Here is a 17,756-nt window from a genome sequence, read left to right as displayed (position 1 = left end):
CCGTGCGAAGGGCACGCCCGTCAGCTGGCCGCCCCCAGCGTGAAGACCACCCCCGGCGCATCCCGCAGGATCAGCGACAGCGATCCGTCTTTCAGCACCGGCACGGCCAGCCGCGCCGAGGTATAGCCCGCCGGGACGCTGACCGCGCCCGCCATGTCGGGCGTCGTCGCCGCCCGGTCGATCAGGAACAGGTCGCGTCCCTCCAGCTGGCATCCCTCCGCCTGGCATCGCACCGTATCGATCTGCGGCAGGCGGACCAGCGTCGCCAGCGGCACCCAGTCGCCCTTGATGCCGCCGCGCACCAGCCGGAAACGCAGCGGCCCGGCCGCCGCCGGACCCAGCCGCGCCGGATCGAGCGTCGCGACCGCGATGTCGGGCGAGGACAGGCGGACATCGTGCCCGCCCTCCAGCGTGACGCTGGCGCTGCCGTCCGCCGTCGCCACCTCGATCGCGTCGCCGGGGGTCAGCCGCGACCCCTCGGCCGCGCGGATCGAGAAGGTCAGGCGCGCGGTGTCGGGCAACACCGTCTCGTCCCGCGTCGCCAGCGGCAGCCCGTGCGTGCCCTCCCTGGGGCTGAGGCTGCGCGCGGCGAGCGTGGCCGCCGGGCGCGGCGGCGCGGCGGTGATCGGCACCGACAGGGTGCGGCCGTCGTTCAGGCGGATCCGCGCGCTCGTCCCCTCCGCCGCGCGCCCGTCGGCGGCGGTGGCGATCAGCCGGTCGGTATCGCCGTCGCGGGTCAGGCCGTCGGGTGACAGGCGAACGTCACCGATCTCGACCCCGGCAATCTCGTCCAGCCTCTGGCCGGTCAGCGTGACGAAACGGTCCCCCTTGGCCAGGGTCACCGTGTCGATACGGCTGGCGGGCGAAAAGGCCCGGAGCGCGACGGTGCGGGGCGTGGCGGCGCCCACCTGCTGGATGTCCAGCGTGACGTCCCCCGCGCGCGCACCCTTCATCGGCAGGGTGACGGTGATCGTGTCGGCGCCGCGCAGGGTGAAGGCGACCGGCTGCGCCGCGCCGCCGCCGCTCCGCATGGTGACGCCGGTGACGCAGGCGGCGGCCGATCCGGTCAGCTCGACCGTATTGTCGCGTCCGACGACCAGGCTCTGCCCCGCATCACTGGCGCGCCAGTCGCCGCCATCGGGGAATTGCAGCGTGAAGGACGGCCCCTCGAAGGGATCGAAACCCCAGTCGCCATGCAGCCGCGCGGTCACCTTGCCCGACAGGCCGCCCTGCGGCAGCGGCTCGGCCAGGACATAGCCGCCGCGATCGGCACGCGCACGCACGGGCAGGTCGAAGCGCTTGCCGTTCGCCATGGTCAGCGACACCGCCATGTTGCGCGCAAATCCGGTCGAATAGATCAGCGGCGCACCCTCGACCGGCAGGACCAGCCCCGGCCGCGCCCCGCAGAGCGGCTGCTCCCCCGTCACGCGCAGCCGCGGCGGGCTGCCCGCGTCGATGGCGGGCATGGCGGCGACCAGCACCGATTTGGGCTTGGCGAAGGACGGCGCGGCGTTGAGCAACAGCGATAGCCGGTCGCCATCGCGCGTCGCCAGCGTCGGCAGATAGCCGAATTGCGGATTGCCGAACGCGCCGAACACGCGGGCGATGTCGCGGATGACGCCGATATAGGGGCTATAATAGCCCAGCCCCGCCTCGCGCGTGTAGCTGAGCTGCAACGCGAGGTCGGTCGGTGCGCCGACCAGCGTGTCGGTCATCGAGCTGCTGTGAATGTCCGCCAGCACCAGCGAGTCGCGGTTTTCGAGCAGACAGGCCGCCTGCAACTCGATCACCCGGGCCAGGCAGTCGGGGTTCAGCTTGATCGCCAGGCTGTTGGACAGCGCGGGCGCCAGGGTGCGCAGGAATTCGGGATGGCTGTTCTCCTGCGCCCGGATCGCCGCGACGAAGGCGTTGAGTCGCGACCGGTCGAGCGAGGCCTGGTTGAGATCCTGTACCGCGCGGACGAACTCGCCCGGCCGGTCGCGCACCGCATCGACGATGGTGCCCGATGCGCCGCCGGTCTCGGGCACCAGGAACAGCGCCATCTGCCGCGCGCCCTTGGGCACGGTCAGGGTCAGGCGGCGATCCTTGTCCTTGGCCTTCCACGTCTCGGCCGAATCGACCCAGTTCTTGGGCGGCGGATTGGTCGCGCCGCTCAGGAAGGCCGAGAACAGGATATAATGCGCGCGCTGGTCGCCCGGCAGGTCGGCCTCGATCGCCAGCTTGTCGCCGGTCGACAGGTTCGGCACCTCGGCGATGGGCAGGGTCCGGCCGCCGCGCGTCACCGTGATGCGCAGGCCGGGGCCCGGCAGGTCGAAGGGTGCGGGGTCGGCCGCGCAGACGGTGGCGGTGCCCAGACCGGCGGCGGCCAGCGTCAGCGCCAGGATGCGACGGGAAAAGCGGGGGCGGGGGGCGGGGAGCATGGCCGGGACTAATGCCCGTTCCGCCGCCCCGATCAAGCCGTTCGCGGCAGATGACATGCGCGTGTCATCTGCCGCGACGGCAAGGGGTCAGCCCTCGGCCTTCAGCTTGTCCGCCGTCCGCAGCTCGAAATCGCTGGCGTCGTGGCGTTCGCGCAGCTGTTCGGACGGCTCGCCGAAGGTCCGGTTGACCATCCGGCCGCGCTTGACCGCCGGTCGCTCGGCCAGTTCGCGCGCCCAGCGCTGGACATGGGTATAGTCCTGCACCTGCAGGAACTCGGCGGCATTGTAGAGGCTGCCCAGCACGACCTGCCCGTACCAGGGCCAGATCGCCATGTCGGCGATGCTGTAGCTGTCGCCCGCGACATAGGCATTGTCGGCAAGCTGGCGGTTCAGCACGTCGAGCTGGCGCTTGGCCTCCATCGCATAGCGGTTGATCGCATATTCGATCTTCACCGGTGCATAGGCGTAGAAATGGCCAAAGCCCCCGCCTAGGAACGGCGCGCTGCCCATCTGCCAGAACAGCCAGGACATGACCCGCGCCCTGGCCGCCGGATCGGTCGGCAGGAAGGCGCCGAAGCTCTCGGCCAGATGGGTCAGGATCGCGCCCGATTCGAAGATGGCGAGCGGCTCGGCGCCGCGCCGGTCGACCAGCGCGGGGATCTTGGAATTGGGATTGATGCCGACAAAGCCGCTGCCGAACTGGTCGCCGTCCGCGATGCTGATCAGCCAGGCGTCATATTCCGCCTCCGAATATCCGGCCGCCAGCAGCTCTTCGAGCAGGATGGTGACCTTCACCCCGTTGGGCGTACCCATCGAATAGAGCTGGAGCGGGTGACGGCCGACCGGCAGCTCCTTGTCGTGCGTCGCCCCGGCGATGGGCCGGTTGATCGAGGCGAACCGGCCGCCATTCTCCTTGTCCCAGGTCCAGATGGCGGGCGGGCTATAGGCGTCGTCACTCATGCGCGTCATGCTCCCTTTGCAGGTCCGGCGCGGCAGATGGGGCGGGAGTGGGGTTAAAACAACTGCCGCGTGACGTTTATTTCGGCAGGAGAACGAGCCGGTCGCGGCGGACGTACAGCAGTTCGTGCCGCCCTTCGCGCGGGACCGCCATCACCTGTCGATAATCGCGGGCCAGCGCTTCGGCGATCAGCGCATTCGTCGCGGCGTTCCAGGGGGAGAAGGGGTCGTCCAGCGTCACGATCGCGGGCGGGCGGCGGCGCAGGATGCGCGCCACCTCGGCCGTCTCGTCGATCCCGATCGCGCCGCGCTCGGCTTCATAGGCCAGCGAGGAGGGGAAGGCATAGGCGGTCGGCATGCATCCGCCCGACAGGTGATAGAGGCTGGAATCGCCCGCAAAGACATAGGGGCATTCGCGCCCGTCGACCGCCGCCATCGCGCGCGCCATGCGGCGGATGCCGTCGCCTTCGGACGGATCGTTGGTCGCGGCGTGCAAGGCGAACAGCCCCGCGCCGATGACGGACACCGCGATCAGCGGCTTGCGCCCCATCGCGAAGGCCGGGGCGGCGGCGAGGCAGAGCGGCGCGATCAGCGGCAGCGCATAATGGTCGAAGAACGCCCCGATCATCGCGAAGGCGACGAGCGCGAAGCCCAGCCAGATCCGGGTCAGCGTCAGCCCGACCGGCCCCGGCCCCTTGCGCCACGCCAGCACCGCACAGGCGACCAGCGGCAGCAGCTGCCCGCCGATCCCCGCCAGCCGCCCGACGATCTTGGCGGCGGGATAGCCCCGGCGCAGCGTGATCGAGGTGAAATTGGCGAACCAGAAGGCGTCGAACGAGGTCGGGCCGTTCAGCCGGAAATGCAGCACGACCAGCGCGGTCGGCAACAGCCCCATCGCCATCCAGAGCAGCGCCGCCATCAGGACGGGCACCAGGCCGGCCCGCGTGCGCCAAAGATACCAGAGATGGGCCAGGCCGAAAAAGGCGCCCTCGACCAGCGGGGTATATTTGATCTGGATGGCGATCCCGGCCAGCAGGCAGGCGATTACCCCGCTGACCATGATCGCGCCGACTGCCCGACGCTCGGCCAGGCGTGGCAGGTCCAGCGTCAGGACCGCCGCCGCCGTCATGGCGAGATTGTAGAAGACCGGCGACTGGCCGCTCCCGCCGCTGAGCAGCGGCAGCCAGAGGATATAGGCCGCCCCCGCCGCCAGCCCGGCGGGCCAGGCCAGCGCCATCCGCCGCGCCGCCAGCCAGATCAGCCAGCCGGTCGCCGCGACGCAGGCGGTGCCGACCAGCTGATAGGCGAGGAACCCGTCGCCGGGCAGCAGGCGGAACCCCGCGAACAGCAGGAACAGCCCCGGCGGCTTGCGATCCCACAGGTCGATATAGAGCCGCGCCCCATGGAGGATGCGGTCGCCGACCAGCAGATAATATTGCTCGTCGACATGCGCGACCGGATTGCCGAAATCGCGGGCGCGGACCAGCACCGCAAAGACCAGCAGCGCGAGCGCGGCGCCGAGCGGCCGGTTCAGGAAGGCCGCGATGCCGGTCGCGTGGGGCGTGGCGGCGGGGCGGGGAAAGGAAGGCGTCATCAGGGGCTTGTCCGGGCAGGCGGGCATGGCCCGACCGGGCCGTTGCACCGCCGCCGCATGTCACCGATCGAGGCGCGCGCGCAAAGGAAATCGTGACGGTTCCCATCCGGATCAAAAATTTATGTTGGGCCATGTCCGGATGGCGGGCCCCGGCATCGTCCTAAGCCATGGAGCAGCCAGGCGTCGGTCCGAAACGGTCGATCCGGTTGCGACGGGGGTGGGTTCGAATTTCTTGAGTGGGGTGGGTTGATGCTGCTCGATGCGGAAGGCGCGGCCTGGCGGAACGCCAGGGCCCGGGCCGATGCGGGGATGATCGAGGACAGGGTGGCCTATACGGCGCCCTGCTGGACCATCGTCGTTCCCTTCTTCAACGAAGAGGCCGTTCTGGCCGCGACGCTGGAGAGTCTGGCGGCGCAGACGGTCCGGTTCCGGCTGGTCCTGGTCGACAACGGGTCGGTCGATGCCAGCGCGCGGATCGCGACCGAGACGTGCGAGCGGCTGGAGCTGGATCATGTCCTGCTGCATCAGGGGATGCCAGGCAAGATCAACGCGTTGCGCATGGGGCTGGACCATGTCCATACCCGCTTCGTCGCGACCTGCGATGCCGATACCTGGTATCCGCCGCATTATCTGGCGGAGGCGCAGCGGCTGCTGGAGCGGCCGGGCTGCGTCGTGGCGGGGGCCTATTTCATCGCGCCAGGCGACGGAGAGACGGAGCGTCGGCGCGAGTCCGCCAATATCCGGCTCGCCGCGCGGATGCTGCCGCGTCAATGCCATGCGGGCGGAGCGGGCCAGGCTTTCCGGACCGAGGCGCTGAAGGCGGCGGGCGGGTTCGATCCGCGCCGCTGGAACTATGTGCTGGAGGATCACGAGGTCATCCACCGCGTCCTGCGCCACGGCACGATGCGCTATGCCGATGCGCTGTGGTGCGTCCCCTCCGACCGCGAGCGGGACCGGGAATCGATCCGCTGGACGCTGGTCGAACGGCTGGTCTACAGCGCGGCGGCGCCGGTTGCGGGGGACTGGTTCTTCTATGACTTCCTCGCCCGGCGGCTGAAGGCGCGGGCGCTGACCACCGAACGGATGCGCGAGCGCGCCTATCAGCATCTGGCAGGAGTGGTGGGTGAACCAGCTTATTCTGTGCGCTGACGATTTCGCCTTTTCCACCGAAGACAGTCTGGTCATCGCCGAACTGCTCCGCACGGGCAAGCTGAACGCCACGAGCTGCATGACCGTCCGGCCCAACTGGATGGCGGACAGCGCGATGCTGCACGACGTGCCCGACACGGCGCAGATCGGGCTGCATCTGGTGCTGACCGAGGAAGCGCCGATCCACCCCAATGGCTTTACCCAAGGCGGGGTGATGCCGGGGATCGATCCGCTGACCCGGCTGGCGGCGCGCGGCAGGCTGGACCCTGCTGAAATCGCGCGCGAGGTCGAGGCGCAGTTCGATCGGTTCGAGACGGCGATGGGCCGCCCGCCCGCCTTTGTCGACGGGCATCAGCATTCGCATGCGCTGCCCGGCATTCGCCCCATCGTGCTGGCGACCGCCCGCCGCCGTGCGCCCCAGGCCTGGGTGCGGACCTGCGAGGATCGGGTCGCCGCTCTGCTCGGGCGGCCCTGGCGCGGCAAGGCGATCGGCAGCGCCTATCACTCGCGCGGGCTGCGGCGCGCGGCGGAGGCGGAGGGGCTGCGCTGCAATCGCGGCTTTGCGGGGCATTACGGCTTTGACGGCCGCTTTGCCGAGGCATTGCCGCGTTTTCTCGACAAGGCGGGGGCGCTGCATCTGGTGATGTGTCATCCGGGGGCGGGCAAGCGGGCGGGCGATACGATCGCGGCGGCGCGGCGCGACGAGGCGGATGTCTTGCGTGCGGTTTCGGTTTCGGACATGGCAAGGGAGCATGGGCTGGCCTTCGCGGCCTGATATGAGGGTGTCCGGTTGGGTAGCGAGGCTTTGGAAAGCCAATTCCTGGAGGCGCGGCCCCTGCTGCGTCGCCTGTTGGCCGCCCGGCTCGGCTCGGTCGAGGAGGCCGAGGATGCCCTTCAGGACCTCTGGCTGCGGGTCGCGGCGCTGGATAATGCCGAGATCGTTCAGCCCATTCCCTTCTTCTGCCGGATGGCGACCAACCTGGCGACCGACCGGCGGATCGCGGCCACGCGGCGCGGATCGCGCGACGGCGCCTGGGAAGAGGTCCAGCCGCAGTCGGACGAATATGCCGATCCCGAACGGATCGTCGGCGCGCGCGACGAACTGGCGCGCGCCCATGCCTTGATCGCGGCCATGCCCGACCGGATGCGCGAGGCCTTCACCCTGTTCCGCTTCGAGGAGCAGCCGCAGCGCGTCATCGCCGAGCGGATGGGGGTGACGATCAGCGCGGTCGAGAAGCTGCTGCGGCGGGCCTATCATTATTTGCAGGAAAATCGTGAGGGCGGGGGTGCGGATCGGTCGGTCCGGTGTCGTCAACATGGTGAAGGGAGCAGGGGGGCGTGACGCGGGACGAACAGGCGATCGATTGGCACATCCGGCAGCGCACGATGGACGCGGCCGATTGGGAAGCCTTTGCCCAATGGCTGGAGGAAAGCCCGGCCAATGCGCGCGCCTATGACGCGGTGGCGATGGCCGACCATGTGCTGACCGCGCCCGCCATGGCCGAGCCGGTCGCGCCCGTGCCCGCGCCGGTTCTGCCCGAGCCGGTCGTGGAGATCGAATATGCACCGGCGGCCGCCAACGACAATGGGGGCTGGGGGCGCTGGTGGCTGATGGGCGGCGTCGCGGCGGCGGTCGCGCTGGTCGCGGGGCCGATGCTGATGACCGCGCGGCCCGATATCCGGATCGAGCAGACCGCGCCGGGCGAGCATCGCAGCATCGCGCTGAACGACGGAACGACGGTGGAGATGGCGGGGGGATCGCGTCTTCGCTTCGACCGGAACGATCCGCGCGTCGCCACGCTGGAAACCGGGCAGGCGCTGTTCCGGGTCCGCCACGATCCGTCGGCCCCCTTCGAGCTGCGTTCGGGCGACGTCACGATCCAGGATGTCGGGACCGTCTTCGATGTCCGCCGCACGGGCGCGCGTCTGGACGTGTCGGTCGCCGAGGGCGCGGTGTCGCTGGCGCCGAAGGGGCAGCGGATCGCGCTGGCGGCCGGGCAGGGGGCCAGCCTGGACGAAGCCGCGCATAGCCTGCGCCTGATGCGGGTCGATCCGGCCCAGGTCGGCGACTGGCGCGGCGGTACATTCGATTTCGATCGCGAGTCGGTGGGGGCGATTGCCGGACGATTGCAATCGGCTTATGGCGTGCGCATCGCGGTGGAGGGGCCCCTGAGCGATCGCAACGTCACCGGGGTGATCCGGATGACGGGCGATGCCGATCGGGATGTTCCGCGGCTGGCGAAGCTGATCGGAGCGGAGTGGCGCCAAAGCGGTGGGAATTGGATTTTGCGGGCGTCGGAGGGGAATCGCTGACCATGGCCTGATGGCCTTGGTAGCCCTTGCCATGCCCGCCGCCGCCCGCGCGCAGCCGCAGGACTATGGCGACGCGGCGACCGCTCCGCGCCGGATCGTGCTGGCCCCCGCGACGCTGGATTTCGCGCTGCGCGAACTGGCGCGGCAGGCCGGGATCACGATCGTCGCGACCGATGACCGGCTGAACCGCGTCCGCACCTCGACGCTCCATCTCACCGCCACCCCCGCCCGCGCGCTCGACCGGCTGTTGCGGGGCACCGGCTATCGCGCGGTGGCGATCGATCCGACCAGTTTCCGGATCGTCGGGGCGCCGCGCACCGCCCGACCGGCGAAGATCGCGCATCCCAAAACCGTGCCTCCCCCCGCGACCAACGGGCAGGACATCATCGTCACCGCCAGCAAACAGGGCACGGCGCTGGCCCGCTATCCAGGCAGCGTTTCGGTGGTCGGGCGCGGCGTCACCCTGCCCGCGGGCTCGATCAACCTCAGCGACGTGGCGGCGCAGACCCCGATCCTCCAGACGACCGCGCTGGGGCCGGGGCGCAACAAGCTGTTCATCCGGGGCATTGCCGACAGCAGCTTCAACGGCGCGACCGAGTCGACCGCCAGCCTGTATCTGGACGATGTCCAGATCGCCTTTGCCGGGCCCGATCCGGGACTGAAACTCTATGACATCGGCACGGTCGAGGTGGCCGAGGGGCCGCAAGGCGCGCTGCACGGCTCGGGGGCGATCGGCGGCATCATCCGGCTGACCTCCAACCCGGTGTCGCTCGATCGCGACGGCGGGCATGTCGAGATCGGCGGTGCCCTGACCGCGCATGGCGCACCCAGTGCGGATATGGCGCTGGTCGCCAATCTGGTGGCGATCCCGCAGACGCTGGGACTGCGCGTCGTCGGCTATCGCGGGGTGACGGGCGGCTATATCGACAATAGCCGCACGAAACGGACCGACATCAACCGGGTGCTGACCAATGGCGGCCGCGCGACGCTGCGCCTGGCCCCCGGCGACGGCTGGCGGGTGGAGCTGGGCGGCGGCGCCCAGTCGATCGTCGCGCGCGACGCGCAATATGTGACGCACGAGGACTCGCTGGTCACGCGTGCCGCGATTCCGCAACCGTCCTGGAGCGATATGAGCTTCGGCCGTATCCTCCTGTCGAAGGATTGGGCGAGCGGGCTGCAATTCGTCTCCGCCACCGGGCTGGTGGACGGCGCGTCGTTCGAGAATTTCGACGCCAGCGCGGTGGGGGCGGTCGAATCCTATCAGCTGTCGAGCGACAAGACGCTGTTCTCGCACGAAAGCCGTTTGTCGCGGCGCCTGCCCGGCGGGGGATCCTGGGTGGTCGGCATCAACCTGGTGTCGGACCAGTCGGTCATGGGCCGCTCGCTGACCATTCGCCAGGGCGTGCGGCCGGTGATCGGCGTGACCAACGTCACCCGCAGCGGCGCGATCTTCGGCGAGGCGACGCATCCGGTGAGCCAGGCGCTCTGGGTGACGCTGGGCGGGCGCGTCACCCTTGCGCGGGTCGATGGCGAGCCGTCGATCACGCCGCGCAGCGGCCAATATGTCCGGGGGCGGTCGACCGCGCGGGTCGATCCGACCCTGGGCTTCACCTGGCAGCCGGGCGGCGACTGGACCCTGTTCGGCCGCTATCAATCGGGTTTCCGCACCGGCGGTCTGGCCGTGGCGGCGGGGGTCGGGCGGGTCGCCAATTTCGACCCCGACTCGATCGCGATGGTCGAGCTGGGCCTGCGCCATCTGCGACGCGGCGATACCGGCCTGTCCGCCTCGGTCAGCGTGTCGCGCGCCAATTGGCGATCGATCCAGGCCGATCTGCTCGGGCGCGGCGGCCAGCCCGCGACCAGCAATATCGGCGATGCACGGGTCGACGCGCTGGAGGGCTGGGCCGACTGGGTGCCGCAGCAGGACTGGCATATCAACGCCGCCCTGTTCCTGACCGACAACCGGGTGACGGGATCGACCGCGATGCTCAGCCGCGCGCGCAACCGGCGCCTGCCGGAGACGCCCAGCATATCGGCGCGGCTGGGGGTGATCCGCGACCTGCGGGTGGCGCCGGAGCTGACGCTGTCGGCGCGGGTCGATGCGGCCTTTGTCGGTCCCTCCGTGCTGGGGGTCGGGGATCTGCTGGACGTGCGGCAGGGGGGATATGGCGTCGTCGATGCCGGGCTGAACGCGCGCCATGGTCGCTATGCGCTGGCGCTGACGGTCGACAATCTGCTCGACGAGCGCGGCAACCGCTTCGCCTTTGGCAACCCGATCCTGCTCGGGCGGCACAATGTCTCGACCCCGGTCAGGCCGCGGACGATGGGGTTGCGCCTGAGCGCCGACTTCTGATCGCCTCGCGGCCATAGCGGGCAAAGCCTGCGAGGATATGGCGCAGGCGAAAGGCGTGGAAATGCCGGATCTGCGGGACGGGCCCGGCGAACCGCGTCGCCAGGTTGCGCAGGTCGTCGCGGATCGTGCGGGCGATCCGGGCATCCCGCCACAGATGCTTGGCGTAAAGCGCCCCGTCGCCATAGCCATAGCCTGCCAGCAGCGCGACCACCTCGTGCGGGGCTTTCCGGCCGTGATGATGGTCTACGACGAAACCGGGATCGTACAGCACCGGAATATCCCGCCCCAGCGCGCGGAACAGGAAATCGGTATCCTCGGCCGCGCGAAAGGGGGCGCCCGCGCCGAACCGCTCGTCGAACGCGCCGACCTTCTCGCGAATATCGGCGGTGAAGGCCAGATTGGCACCCATCACGAAGCCGCCGGGAAAGGCATCGCGGCCCGCGATCATCGGATGATCCTCCAGCTTGACCGTGACCGGCAGGTCGGATGGATCGCCCAGCAGGATACGCCCGCCGATGATGACCGGGCCGGGATGGCGCGCAAAGGCGTCGGCCAGCCGCCGGAAATAGTCGGCATGAAGCACGCAGTCGTCATCGGTCATCGCGATGATCCGCCCCCGCGCGGCCGCCATCGCGACGTTGCGCGCCCGCGCGAGCCCGGCGCGGGGTTCGACCAGCAGTCGGACCGCAAAAGCCTGTTCGGCGGCCCAGTGGCGGACCATCGCGGTGCTGTCGTCGGTCGACCCGTTGTCGACCACGATCACCTCCAGCCGCGTGGACCCCGCTGCCCTGGCGATCGAGGCGAGCGTGGCGGACAGGCTGTCGCGGCGATTGCGCGTGCAGATCAGCAGGCTGACGTCGATCATGCCATCATCGCCGCACCGATCAGCGCCATCGCCTCGTCCGGGGTGGCGGCCTGACGGACCAGCGGCGAACCATGGGTCCATGCGCCGATATAGGCGGCGACCTTGCCATAGTCATTGTCGAGCACGACATGCGGCAGCCCGAGGAGCAGCGCCAGGATATGACCGTGCAGCCGGTCGGTGACCACCTGCTCCCCGCGCGACAACAGACGGAGCCCGCGCTCCACCCGCGCCCGCGCCCGTGCGGTGAAGTCGGCCTCGGTCGGGGGCGTCTCGTCCAGCCAGTCCAGCGCCACCGCATCCGGGCTTTGCCGCAACAGCCGGTCGTCCCGCGCGGCGCGTTCGGTATCGGTCCGCAACAGCATCAGGCTATGGCAGTCGGGCTTGCGGGGGCGGGGCAGCGGTCCGAGCCCGAAGGCGGAGTCGGGGGACAATGCGACCGGGCAGTCGAAATTCCGCCGCGCCAGTTCCAGGCTTGCGGCATCGCGGACATGAAGGTGGAAGTCGCCATGCCCGGCGACCAGCGCGGCGAAGCGGTCGCGATGGGCGGGATCGCGGAAGTGGATCGACTGGGGCAGCTGGACGATGCGGCGATCGGGGAAATCGCGGATCAGGCTTTCGCGAAAATGCTGATGGTGCGGCCAGATATCGCCCAGATTGCCGCCGCCATGGATCAGGATCGGCCCGATCGGGCAGGCCGCGACGAAGGCGGCCGCATCGAAATCGTCCCAGCGCGACCTATAGGCCGGATCGCCCGCGCCGACCGCATGGAGCATGGCGATCTCGCCCAGCCAGATCGCGCTGTCGCCGACATTGGGATGGTCGGGAAAGTCGACCAGCGCATAGGGCTCGCCGGGCGCGACATGGTGGCGGTACAGGTCGCGCAGCGCCGCCTGCTGCCGGGCGATGACATCCTCGCTCATGCGGCCCGCGTCACGCGCGCGCCGGCGCAGACCTCCGCATAGAGCGCCTCGCACCGGTCGAGCCAGCGGTCGCGGGCGAAATGCGTCTCGACCCGGTGGCGGGCGACCGTGCGGGGGATGGCCCTGGCCGTGTCGATCGCGCGGGCGAGTGCCTCCACATCCCCCGCCGGGGCCAGGCACCCCGCCTCGCCGACGACTTCGGCCGCCGCGCCTTCGTCAAAGGCGGCGACGGGCAGGCCGCAGGCCATGGCCTCGATGGCGACCAGGCCGAAGGGCTCGTCCCAACAGGGGGTGAAGAGAAAGACCGAGGCCTGCCCGAGTTCCCGCGCCAGCGCGGGGCCGTCGAGATGCCCGCCATAGCGGATGCCGTCGCCGAGCAGGGGCTCGACCGCCGTCCCCCAATAATCCGGGTCTTCGATGGCGCCGAACAGGGTGAGCGGAATGCCCGCCTTGCGCGCGGCGAGCGCGGCCAAGTGCGGGCCCTTATTGGGGGTGATCCGGCCGCACCACACCGCCTCGCCATTGCCCTGCGCCACGAAGGGCCAGGCGGCGGGATCGATGGCGTTGTGCAGGACCGAGGCTTCGGGCGGTGCCCCCTGCGGCCACCAGGCGGCGAGCTGGCGCGCCGAGGTGACGGTCAGCCTGTGGGTCGGGCCTGGGCTGGCGGTGACGAAATAATGGAGCGCGTCATAGGGCGGAACGTGCAGCGAGGTGACGGTCGGCGTCGCGGCGGTGCGGCGCGGCTCCAGCGGGAAGCGGTGCAGGCTGTTATTGTGCACCACATCGAACCCGCCGCGCGCGATCCGGTCGCAGGCGGCGGCGTAACCGGCATCGACATGCGCGATCAGCTCGGGCTTGCCGCGATGCTCGGCCCAGGGGAATACCGCCTCGTAATGGACGGGCAGCACCGGATCGAGCGTGAAGCGCGGGTCGCTGTCGCCGCTGGCGAACAGCACCACCTCATGCCCGCGTGCCGCCAGCCCCTCCGCCAGATACCAGCCATGCGCCTCCATGCCGCCGAGAAAGGGCTGGCGGATCGGCTGGCGGACATGGGCGAGCAGCGCGATCCTCATGCCGCGACGCGGGACCCGGCGGCGCGCTCCTCCAGCAGGCGGATGACGCTGGCGGTATTGGCATAGGGCTGGTGGCTCTGCTGCCCGGTCAGGGCGAGGTCGTCCTTGTCGGGACGGCGCAGGATGCGGATCGGGCGGCCGGGCGTGTCGTCGATCAGCCCCATCAGGCGAAAGGCGTGCAGCCAGTGCCCCATGGTGCGATAGCCCCATTTCGCCTCGAACAGCTCGGCATTGCGCACCACGCTGTCGATATGGTGGACCGGCGGCATGTGGTGCGGATGATATTGGTGATAGGCAAGCCCGCCCTTGATCCAGGCGATCGGCACGCCCGCCTTGTCCACCACCTTGCCGAAATCAGTGTCCTCGCCGCCATAGCCCGCATAGCGTTCGTCGAAGCCGCCGGTCGCGAGGAAGGTCGCGCGCCGCATCGCGAAGTTGAGCGACCAGAAGCAGCGATAATCGGCGCAGCGCTCGATCCCCTCGGGCGGGGGGCCTCGCCGGTCGGAGTGGCGGACGGCGACGGAGGCGAAGTCCTCGTACCGCCATTCGCCCTCAGTCGCGCCGCCGGGCAGATACATCACCTCGCCCATCAACAGCCCGTCCATCTCATCGAGACAGCGGTCGTAATCGGCGAGCAGTTCGGGCGTCGGGATGCAGTCCATGTCGAGGAAGACGATCTTGTCGCCGACACACGCCTTGGCCGCCGCGTTGCGCGCAGAGGCGAGCGGCAGGTGCGGGCCCGACACCATCATCTGGCGAATGGGAAAAGGCGCCTCCGGCAAGTCATAGGGCGCGTCCTGGATGACCGCGACGATCAGTTCGGCGGGCATGGTCGTCTGGCGGCTGAGGCCGAGGACGACGTTGCGGAGATGATCGGGGCGTCCCCCGGCAAGCGTGACGACCGAGATCATGAATGGGCTCCGGTGGGGGTGGTAAGGGGAAGGTCGACCGGCCAGAGCCGCGCGGCGAGCGCCTCCAGCCAGTCGGCGGCGTCCTGGGCGGGCGTGTCGGCGATCATCGCGCGCTGGAGCGCGGGGCGGTGGGTGGCGCGCGTCTCGGCCAGCGCCGCCGTCCAGGCCTGGGCCGAGGAGGGCAGATGCGGGCGGACGCATGCCGCCCCCGCCGCCGCCAGCGCCTCGGCCTTGCGGTGCTGTTCGTCGAAATAGCGCCATTCGGGAATGGCGAGCCACGGCCGGGCGGCGGCCAGGATCTGCTGGCAGGTGGTGTTGCCGGTCGAGGCGATGACCAGGTCGGCGGCGGCGACATGGTCGGCCGGATTGTCGACCCAGCCGCGATGCTCGATATTGCCGGGCTCGGTCGCGTGCCAGTCGCGCACGACCGGGCCGATGGTGATCCAGCGCGCGCCCGGACGGCTGCGCGCGCCGACGCCCAGCGGGGCCTGCGCGAAACCGCCGCCGCCGCCGCCGGAGAGGACGAGGATGACCTCTTCCTCCGCGCCGACGCCGATCCGCTGGCGCGCCAGTTCGCGCTCGGGCACGCGGGTGTCGACGCCCAGGCCGCCCGCGAAACAGGTCTTGGACAGCATCGCATCGTCCCATTCGGGCTGGGCCAGCGCCTCGTCGAACGCCGCGAGCAGCCCCGCCGCGCCGTCATAGGCCGCGCGGTGCCCCGCATCGCCCCGGTCGCCATGCTGGAGGATCTTCACATGCGGCACCGAGCAGATGCGCGACAGCTGCGCGATCTCCGCCGACACGTCGCAGATCATCAGCGCGGGGTCGGCGCGGTCGAACCAGCCCGCGATCACCGCCATGGCATGGCGGATGCCCGGCCAGCCGAGCGGCGCGCAATGCAGCGTCTCGGGCGTCGCGACCGAGTCCATCGTGCCCGCCTCGGCACCCGTCGGCTCGAACAGCGACGGGATGACGATCAGTTCGACCTGCGGGGGGAGCGGCGGGAAGATGTCGTCGCGCGCGCAGAAGATCGTGACCGGGCGTTCGGGCGGCAGCGCGTTCAGGATGGCGGCGCAGCGTTCGGCATGGCCGCGCCCCTGATGATGCACGAAATAACCGAAGGGCCGCATCACGCCGCGCTCGCACGCATCAGCATCGGCTCGGTCAGCCCCAGCCGCTCCAGCCCCTCCAGCACGCCATTGGCATGATGCCCGGCGACGCGCAGCAGCCCGTCGCGCGGGGCCAGCCCGTCCAGCTCGTCGCTGGCGTTGCCGACGACGATGGCATGGCCGCACGCCTCCAGCATGTCGACATCGTTGCCGCTGTCGCCCGCCGCGATGCAGGCGCCGACCGGCAGGTCCAGCCGCCGCGCATAGGCCGCGACCGCCGCCGCCTTGCCGCCCAACGGTGCCAGCACGTCGATCAGCCGCCCGTGCGAATAGACGACCTTGGCGGCCAGCCCCTGTTCGGACAGGACGGCGCGGACCCGTGCGGCATCCTCGGCGGTGCCGAAGAAGCTGATCTTGTGCGGCCCCGCCGTGTCGCGCGGTTGCGGGCGCAGGCGCAGCGGCTTGAGCGCGGTCGCCACCGCCTTGCGGTTCCACCCCTCGTCCAGCCGCGCGGCATAGACCGGGCATTCCTGCCACCCGCGCTGCCCCTTCAGCATGATGCGGGTGCCGACATCGGTGATGAAGGCGTCGGGTTCGGGCAGGCCCCATTGCGACAGGATCATGCGCGCCATCGCGAAGGAGCGCCCCGTGGCGACGACGAAGGGCAGGTCGCTGCCCTGTCGCCACTGGGCAAAGCCGTGCGCCCCCGCCGGACAGCCGGTCAGCGTGTGATCGATATCGCTGGCGAGCAGCCCCGGCGCGCGCGGCAGGCGGGCATAGAGCGCGACCGACTCCGCCGCATAACGGCCCCAGTCATAACGCGCCGCGCCCTCGCGTCCCGCGCGGCTCATCGCGGCATGGCGCTCGGGAGAGGCGATGATCGACAGGCAGGTTTCGGCGATGGCCGCCTCGTCGCGCGGATCGACCAGCAGGCCATGGCCCAGATGGGCGACGATCTCGCTCGGGCCGCCATGCCGGGTCGCGACCACCGGCACGCCGGCGGCGGCGGCCTCGATCAGGGTCAGCCCGAAGGGTTCGTGCAGCGCGGGATTGACGAAGACGCCCCCTTGCGCGGCGCGGTCGTACAGCGCGGCGACGTCATGTCCGTCATGCGCAGGCGGCAGCGCGACATGACCGCGCAAGCCGGGCGCCTCGACCAGCGCCTGCAACTCCGCGAGGACGGCGCGTTCCTCGGCCGAGCCGGGGCCGTCATGCTGCCCGGCCAGGATGACCAGATTGGCCGCCCGCTGGAGCTTGGGAGAGGCGGCATAGGCGCGGGCCAGCGCGGCGAGGTTCTTCTTGGCGACCGGCCGGGCGATGGCGAGCACAATCGGCTTGGCCGGATCGTCGAGCCACTGATCCAGCCGCGCCGCCAGGGATGGTCGCGACGATGGCCGCGGGTCGCGGCTGGGCACGCCGGGCGGGATGCAGTGGATGCGCCCCGAGACGGGCGTGTCATAGGCATGGACCTGCCGATCGGCCTCGTCGCGGGTCGACACGATGATCGCATCCGCCTGGGCGATCGCGGTCCGCTCGGCGGCGATACGGGCATCGAGCGCGGGGCAGGAGCCCTGATGCGCCTGCTTGTCGATACCCAGCGCGTGCGGCGTATAGACGAAGGGAATGGCGAAGCGGCGGCGCGCTTCGGCCGCGACGGCGGCGGCGTCGGAGAAATGCGCGTGGATGACGTCGGGAAGCCGGGGCAGCCGCGCCAGATGCGCGCAGAACGCCTCGGTAAAGGCGGACAGGTCCTCGGCCAGCGCTTCCTTTTCCAGATAGCCGCGATTGGCGGTCGCGATCCGGTCGATGGTCAGGCGGGGCGACAGGCGTTCGCTCGACAGGCCATGCTCGATGGCCAGACCTTCGCCCTCGAACAGCCGGGTGACGATCGAAACTTGATGCGTATCAATATTGTCGGCCTGCGCGGCGGCGGCATCAAGAATATAGGCAATATGGCCGCCCGTATCGGCGGTGATACCATAATGGACAGGTGGCGATTTCAGGCAGCCGCCAAGCGCCAGATGAACAATGATCAAGCTCGCCCCTTTCGTTATAGAGGGACAACGTCGGATATTTTGTTTGGCTCCCAGAA

General features: G+C 70.2%; 14 protein-coding genes. 5 read left to right on the top strand and 9 right to left on the bottom strand.

Annotated features, from left to right (window positions below):
• Positions 1-20 precede the first annotated feature (20 nt).
• From QE363_RS14825 to QE363_RS14815, 3 genes are all read right to left on the bottom strand, one after another.
• Positions 21-2,420 (bottom strand): hypothetical protein, encoded by a 2,400-nt coding sequence (locus QE363_RS14825; protein WP_405053222.1) that lies wholly within the window; start codon positions 2,418-2,420, stop codon positions 21-23.
• An 87-nt stretch (positions 2,421-2,507) separates the two neighbouring features.
• Positions 2,508-3,380 (bottom strand): glutathione-dependent disulfide-bond oxidoreductase, encoded by an 873-nt coding sequence (yghU, locus tag QE363_RS14820; RefSeq protein WP_309696461.1) that lies wholly within the window; start codon positions 3,378-3,380, stop codon positions 2,508-2,510.
• 76 nt (positions 3,381-3,456) lie between these two features.
• Positions 3,457-4,971, bottom strand: a complete 1,515-nt coding sequence (locus tag QE363_RS14815; RefSeq protein ID WP_309696459.1) for a hypothetical protein — start codon at positions 4,969-4,971, stop codon at positions 3,457-3,459.
• A gap of 249 nt (positions 4,972-5,220) precedes the next feature.
• Here QE363_RS14815 and QE363_RS14810 point away from each other — a divergent pair, with 249 nt between their 5' ends.
• The 5 genes from QE363_RS14810 to QE363_RS14790 are packed head-to-tail and all read left to right on the top strand — an operon-like array spanning position 5,221 to position 10,786.
• Entirely contained in the window at positions 5,221-6,120 is a 900-nt protein-coding gene (locus tag QE363_RS14810) for a glycosyltransferase family 2 protein (protein ID WP_309696457.1), read from the top strand.
• The gene (locus QE363_RS14805; RefSeq protein ID WP_309696455.1) at positions 6,095-6,895 is read left to right on the top strand and encodes a ChbG/HpnK family deacetylase; all 801 of its coding nucleotides are present in this window, start codon (positions 6,095-6,097) and stop codon (positions 6,893-6,895) included. Before QE363_RS14810 ends, QE363_RS14805 begins: the two co-directional genes overlap by 26 nt.
• A 30-nt stretch (positions 6,896-6,925) precedes the next feature.
• On the top strand, positions 6,926-7,462 hold the full coding sequence (locus QE363_RS14800; RefSeq protein ID WP_309696453.1) for an RNA polymerase sigma factor: 537 nt from the start codon (positions 6,926-6,928) through the stop codon (positions 7,460-7,462).
• Positions 7,459-8,433 carry a FecR domain-containing protein gene (locus tag QE363_RS14795; RefSeq protein WP_309696451.1) on the top strand — a complete coding sequence of 325 codons (975 nt, stop codon included), beginning with the start codon at positions 7,459-7,461 and terminating at the stop codon, positions 8,431-8,433. The genes QE363_RS14800 and QE363_RS14795 overlap by 4 nt, the downstream gene beginning before the upstream one ends.
• 10 nt (positions 8,434-8,443) lie before the next feature.
• The gene (locus tag QE363_RS14790) at positions 8,444-10,786 is read left to right on the top strand and encodes a TonB-dependent receptor domain-containing protein (RefSeq protein WP_309696449.1); all 2,343 of its coding nucleotides are present in this window, start codon (positions 8,444-8,446) and stop codon (positions 10,784-10,786) included.
• On the opposite strand, the gene QE363_RS14785 is transcribed toward QE363_RS14790, so the two are convergent.
• The 6 genes from QE363_RS14785 to QE363_RS14760 are packed head-to-tail and all read right to left on the bottom strand — an operon-like array spanning position 10,743 to position 17,700.
• A complete protein-coding gene (locus QE363_RS14785) occupies positions 10,743-11,651 on the bottom strand; it encodes a glycosyltransferase family A protein (RefSeq protein ID WP_309696447.1) in 909 nt (302 codons plus the stop codon). The genes QE363_RS14790 and QE363_RS14785 overlap by 44 nt on opposite strands.
• Positions 11,648-12,571, bottom strand: a complete 924-nt coding sequence (locus QE363_RS14780) for a polysaccharide pyruvyl transferase family protein (protein ID WP_309696445.1) — start codon at positions 12,569-12,571, stop codon at positions 11,648-11,650. Before QE363_RS14780 ends, QE363_RS14785 begins: the two co-directional genes overlap by 4 nt.
• Positions 12,568-13,644: a glycosyltransferase gene (locus tag QE363_RS14775; RefSeq protein WP_309696444.1), complete on the bottom strand. Its 1,077-nt coding sequence runs from the start codon at positions 13,642-13,644 to the stop codon at positions 12,568-12,570. Before QE363_RS14775 ends, QE363_RS14780 begins: the two co-directional genes overlap by 4 nt.
• Complete coding sequence (locus QE363_RS14770; RefSeq protein WP_309696441.1) at positions 13,641-14,555, bottom strand: galactosyltransferase-related protein; 915 nt, start codon at positions 14,553-14,555, stop codon at positions 13,641-13,643. The genes QE363_RS14775 and QE363_RS14770 overlap by 4 nt, the downstream gene beginning before the upstream one ends.
• Positions 14,552-15,685, bottom strand: a complete 1,134-nt coding sequence (locus QE363_RS14765; protein WP_309698214.1) for a glycosyltransferase — start codon at positions 15,683-15,685, stop codon at positions 14,552-14,554. Before QE363_RS14765 ends, QE363_RS14770 begins: the two co-directional genes overlap by 4 nt.
• The gene (locus QE363_RS14760) at positions 15,685-17,700 is read right to left on the bottom strand and encodes an HAD-IIB family hydrolase (protein WP_309696439.1); all 2,016 of its coding nucleotides are present in this window, start codon (positions 17,698-17,700) and stop codon (positions 15,685-15,687) included. The genes QE363_RS14765 and QE363_RS14760 overlap by 1 nt, the downstream gene beginning before the upstream one ends.
• Positions 17,701-17,756 lie beyond the last annotated feature (56 nt).

This window comes from Sphingomonas sp. SORGH_AS_0870 (assembly GCF_031453175.1).
In the GTDB taxonomy this organism is placed as follows: Bacteria; Pseudomonadota; Alphaproteobacteria; order Sphingomonadales; family Sphingomonadaceae; genus Sphingomonas.
This window is presented reverse-complemented; position numbering and strand designations above follow the sequence as displayed.

Bases quoted from the DNA above. Each gene is read 5' to 3' on its own strand.
- QE363_RS14825 (WP_405053222.1), bottom strand. From the start codon at position 2,420: ATGCTCCCCGCCCCCCGCCCCCGCTTTTCCCGTCGCATCCTGGCGCTG.
- yghU (WP_309696461.1), bottom strand. From the start codon at position 3,380: ATGAGTGACGACGCCTATAGCCCGCCCGCCATCTGGACCTGGGACAAG.
- QE363_RS14815 (WP_309696459.1), bottom strand. From the start codon at position 4,971: ATGACGCCTTCCTTTCCCCGCCCCGCCGCCACGCCCCACGCGACCGGC.
- QE363_RS14810 (WP_309696457.1), top strand. From the start codon at position 5,221: ATGCTGCTCGATGCGGAAGGCGCGGCCTGGCGGAACGCCAGGGCCCGG.
- QE363_RS14790 (WP_309696449.1), top strand. From the start codon at position 8,444: ATGGCCTTGGTAGCCCTTGCCATGCCCGCCGCCGCCCGCGCGCAGCCG.
- QE363_RS14785 (WP_309696447.1), bottom strand. From the start codon at position 11,651: ATGATCGACGTCAGCCTGCTGATCTGCACGCGCAATCGCCGCGACAGC.
- QE363_RS14780 (WP_309696445.1), bottom strand. From the start codon at position 12,571: ATGAGCGAGGATGTCATCGCCCGGCAGCAGGCGGCGCTGCGCGACCTG.
- QE363_RS14775 (WP_309696444.1), bottom strand. From the start codon at position 13,644: ATGAGGATCGCGCTGCTCGCCCATGTCCGCCAGCCGATCCGCCAGCCC.
- QE363_RS14770 (WP_309696441.1), bottom strand. From the start codon at position 14,555: ATGATCTCGGTCGTCACGCTTGCCGGGGGACGCCCCGATCATCTCCGC.
- QE363_RS14765 (WP_309698214.1), bottom strand. From the start codon at position 15,685: ATGCGGCCCTTCGGTTATTTCGTGCATCATCAGGGGCGCGGCCATGCC.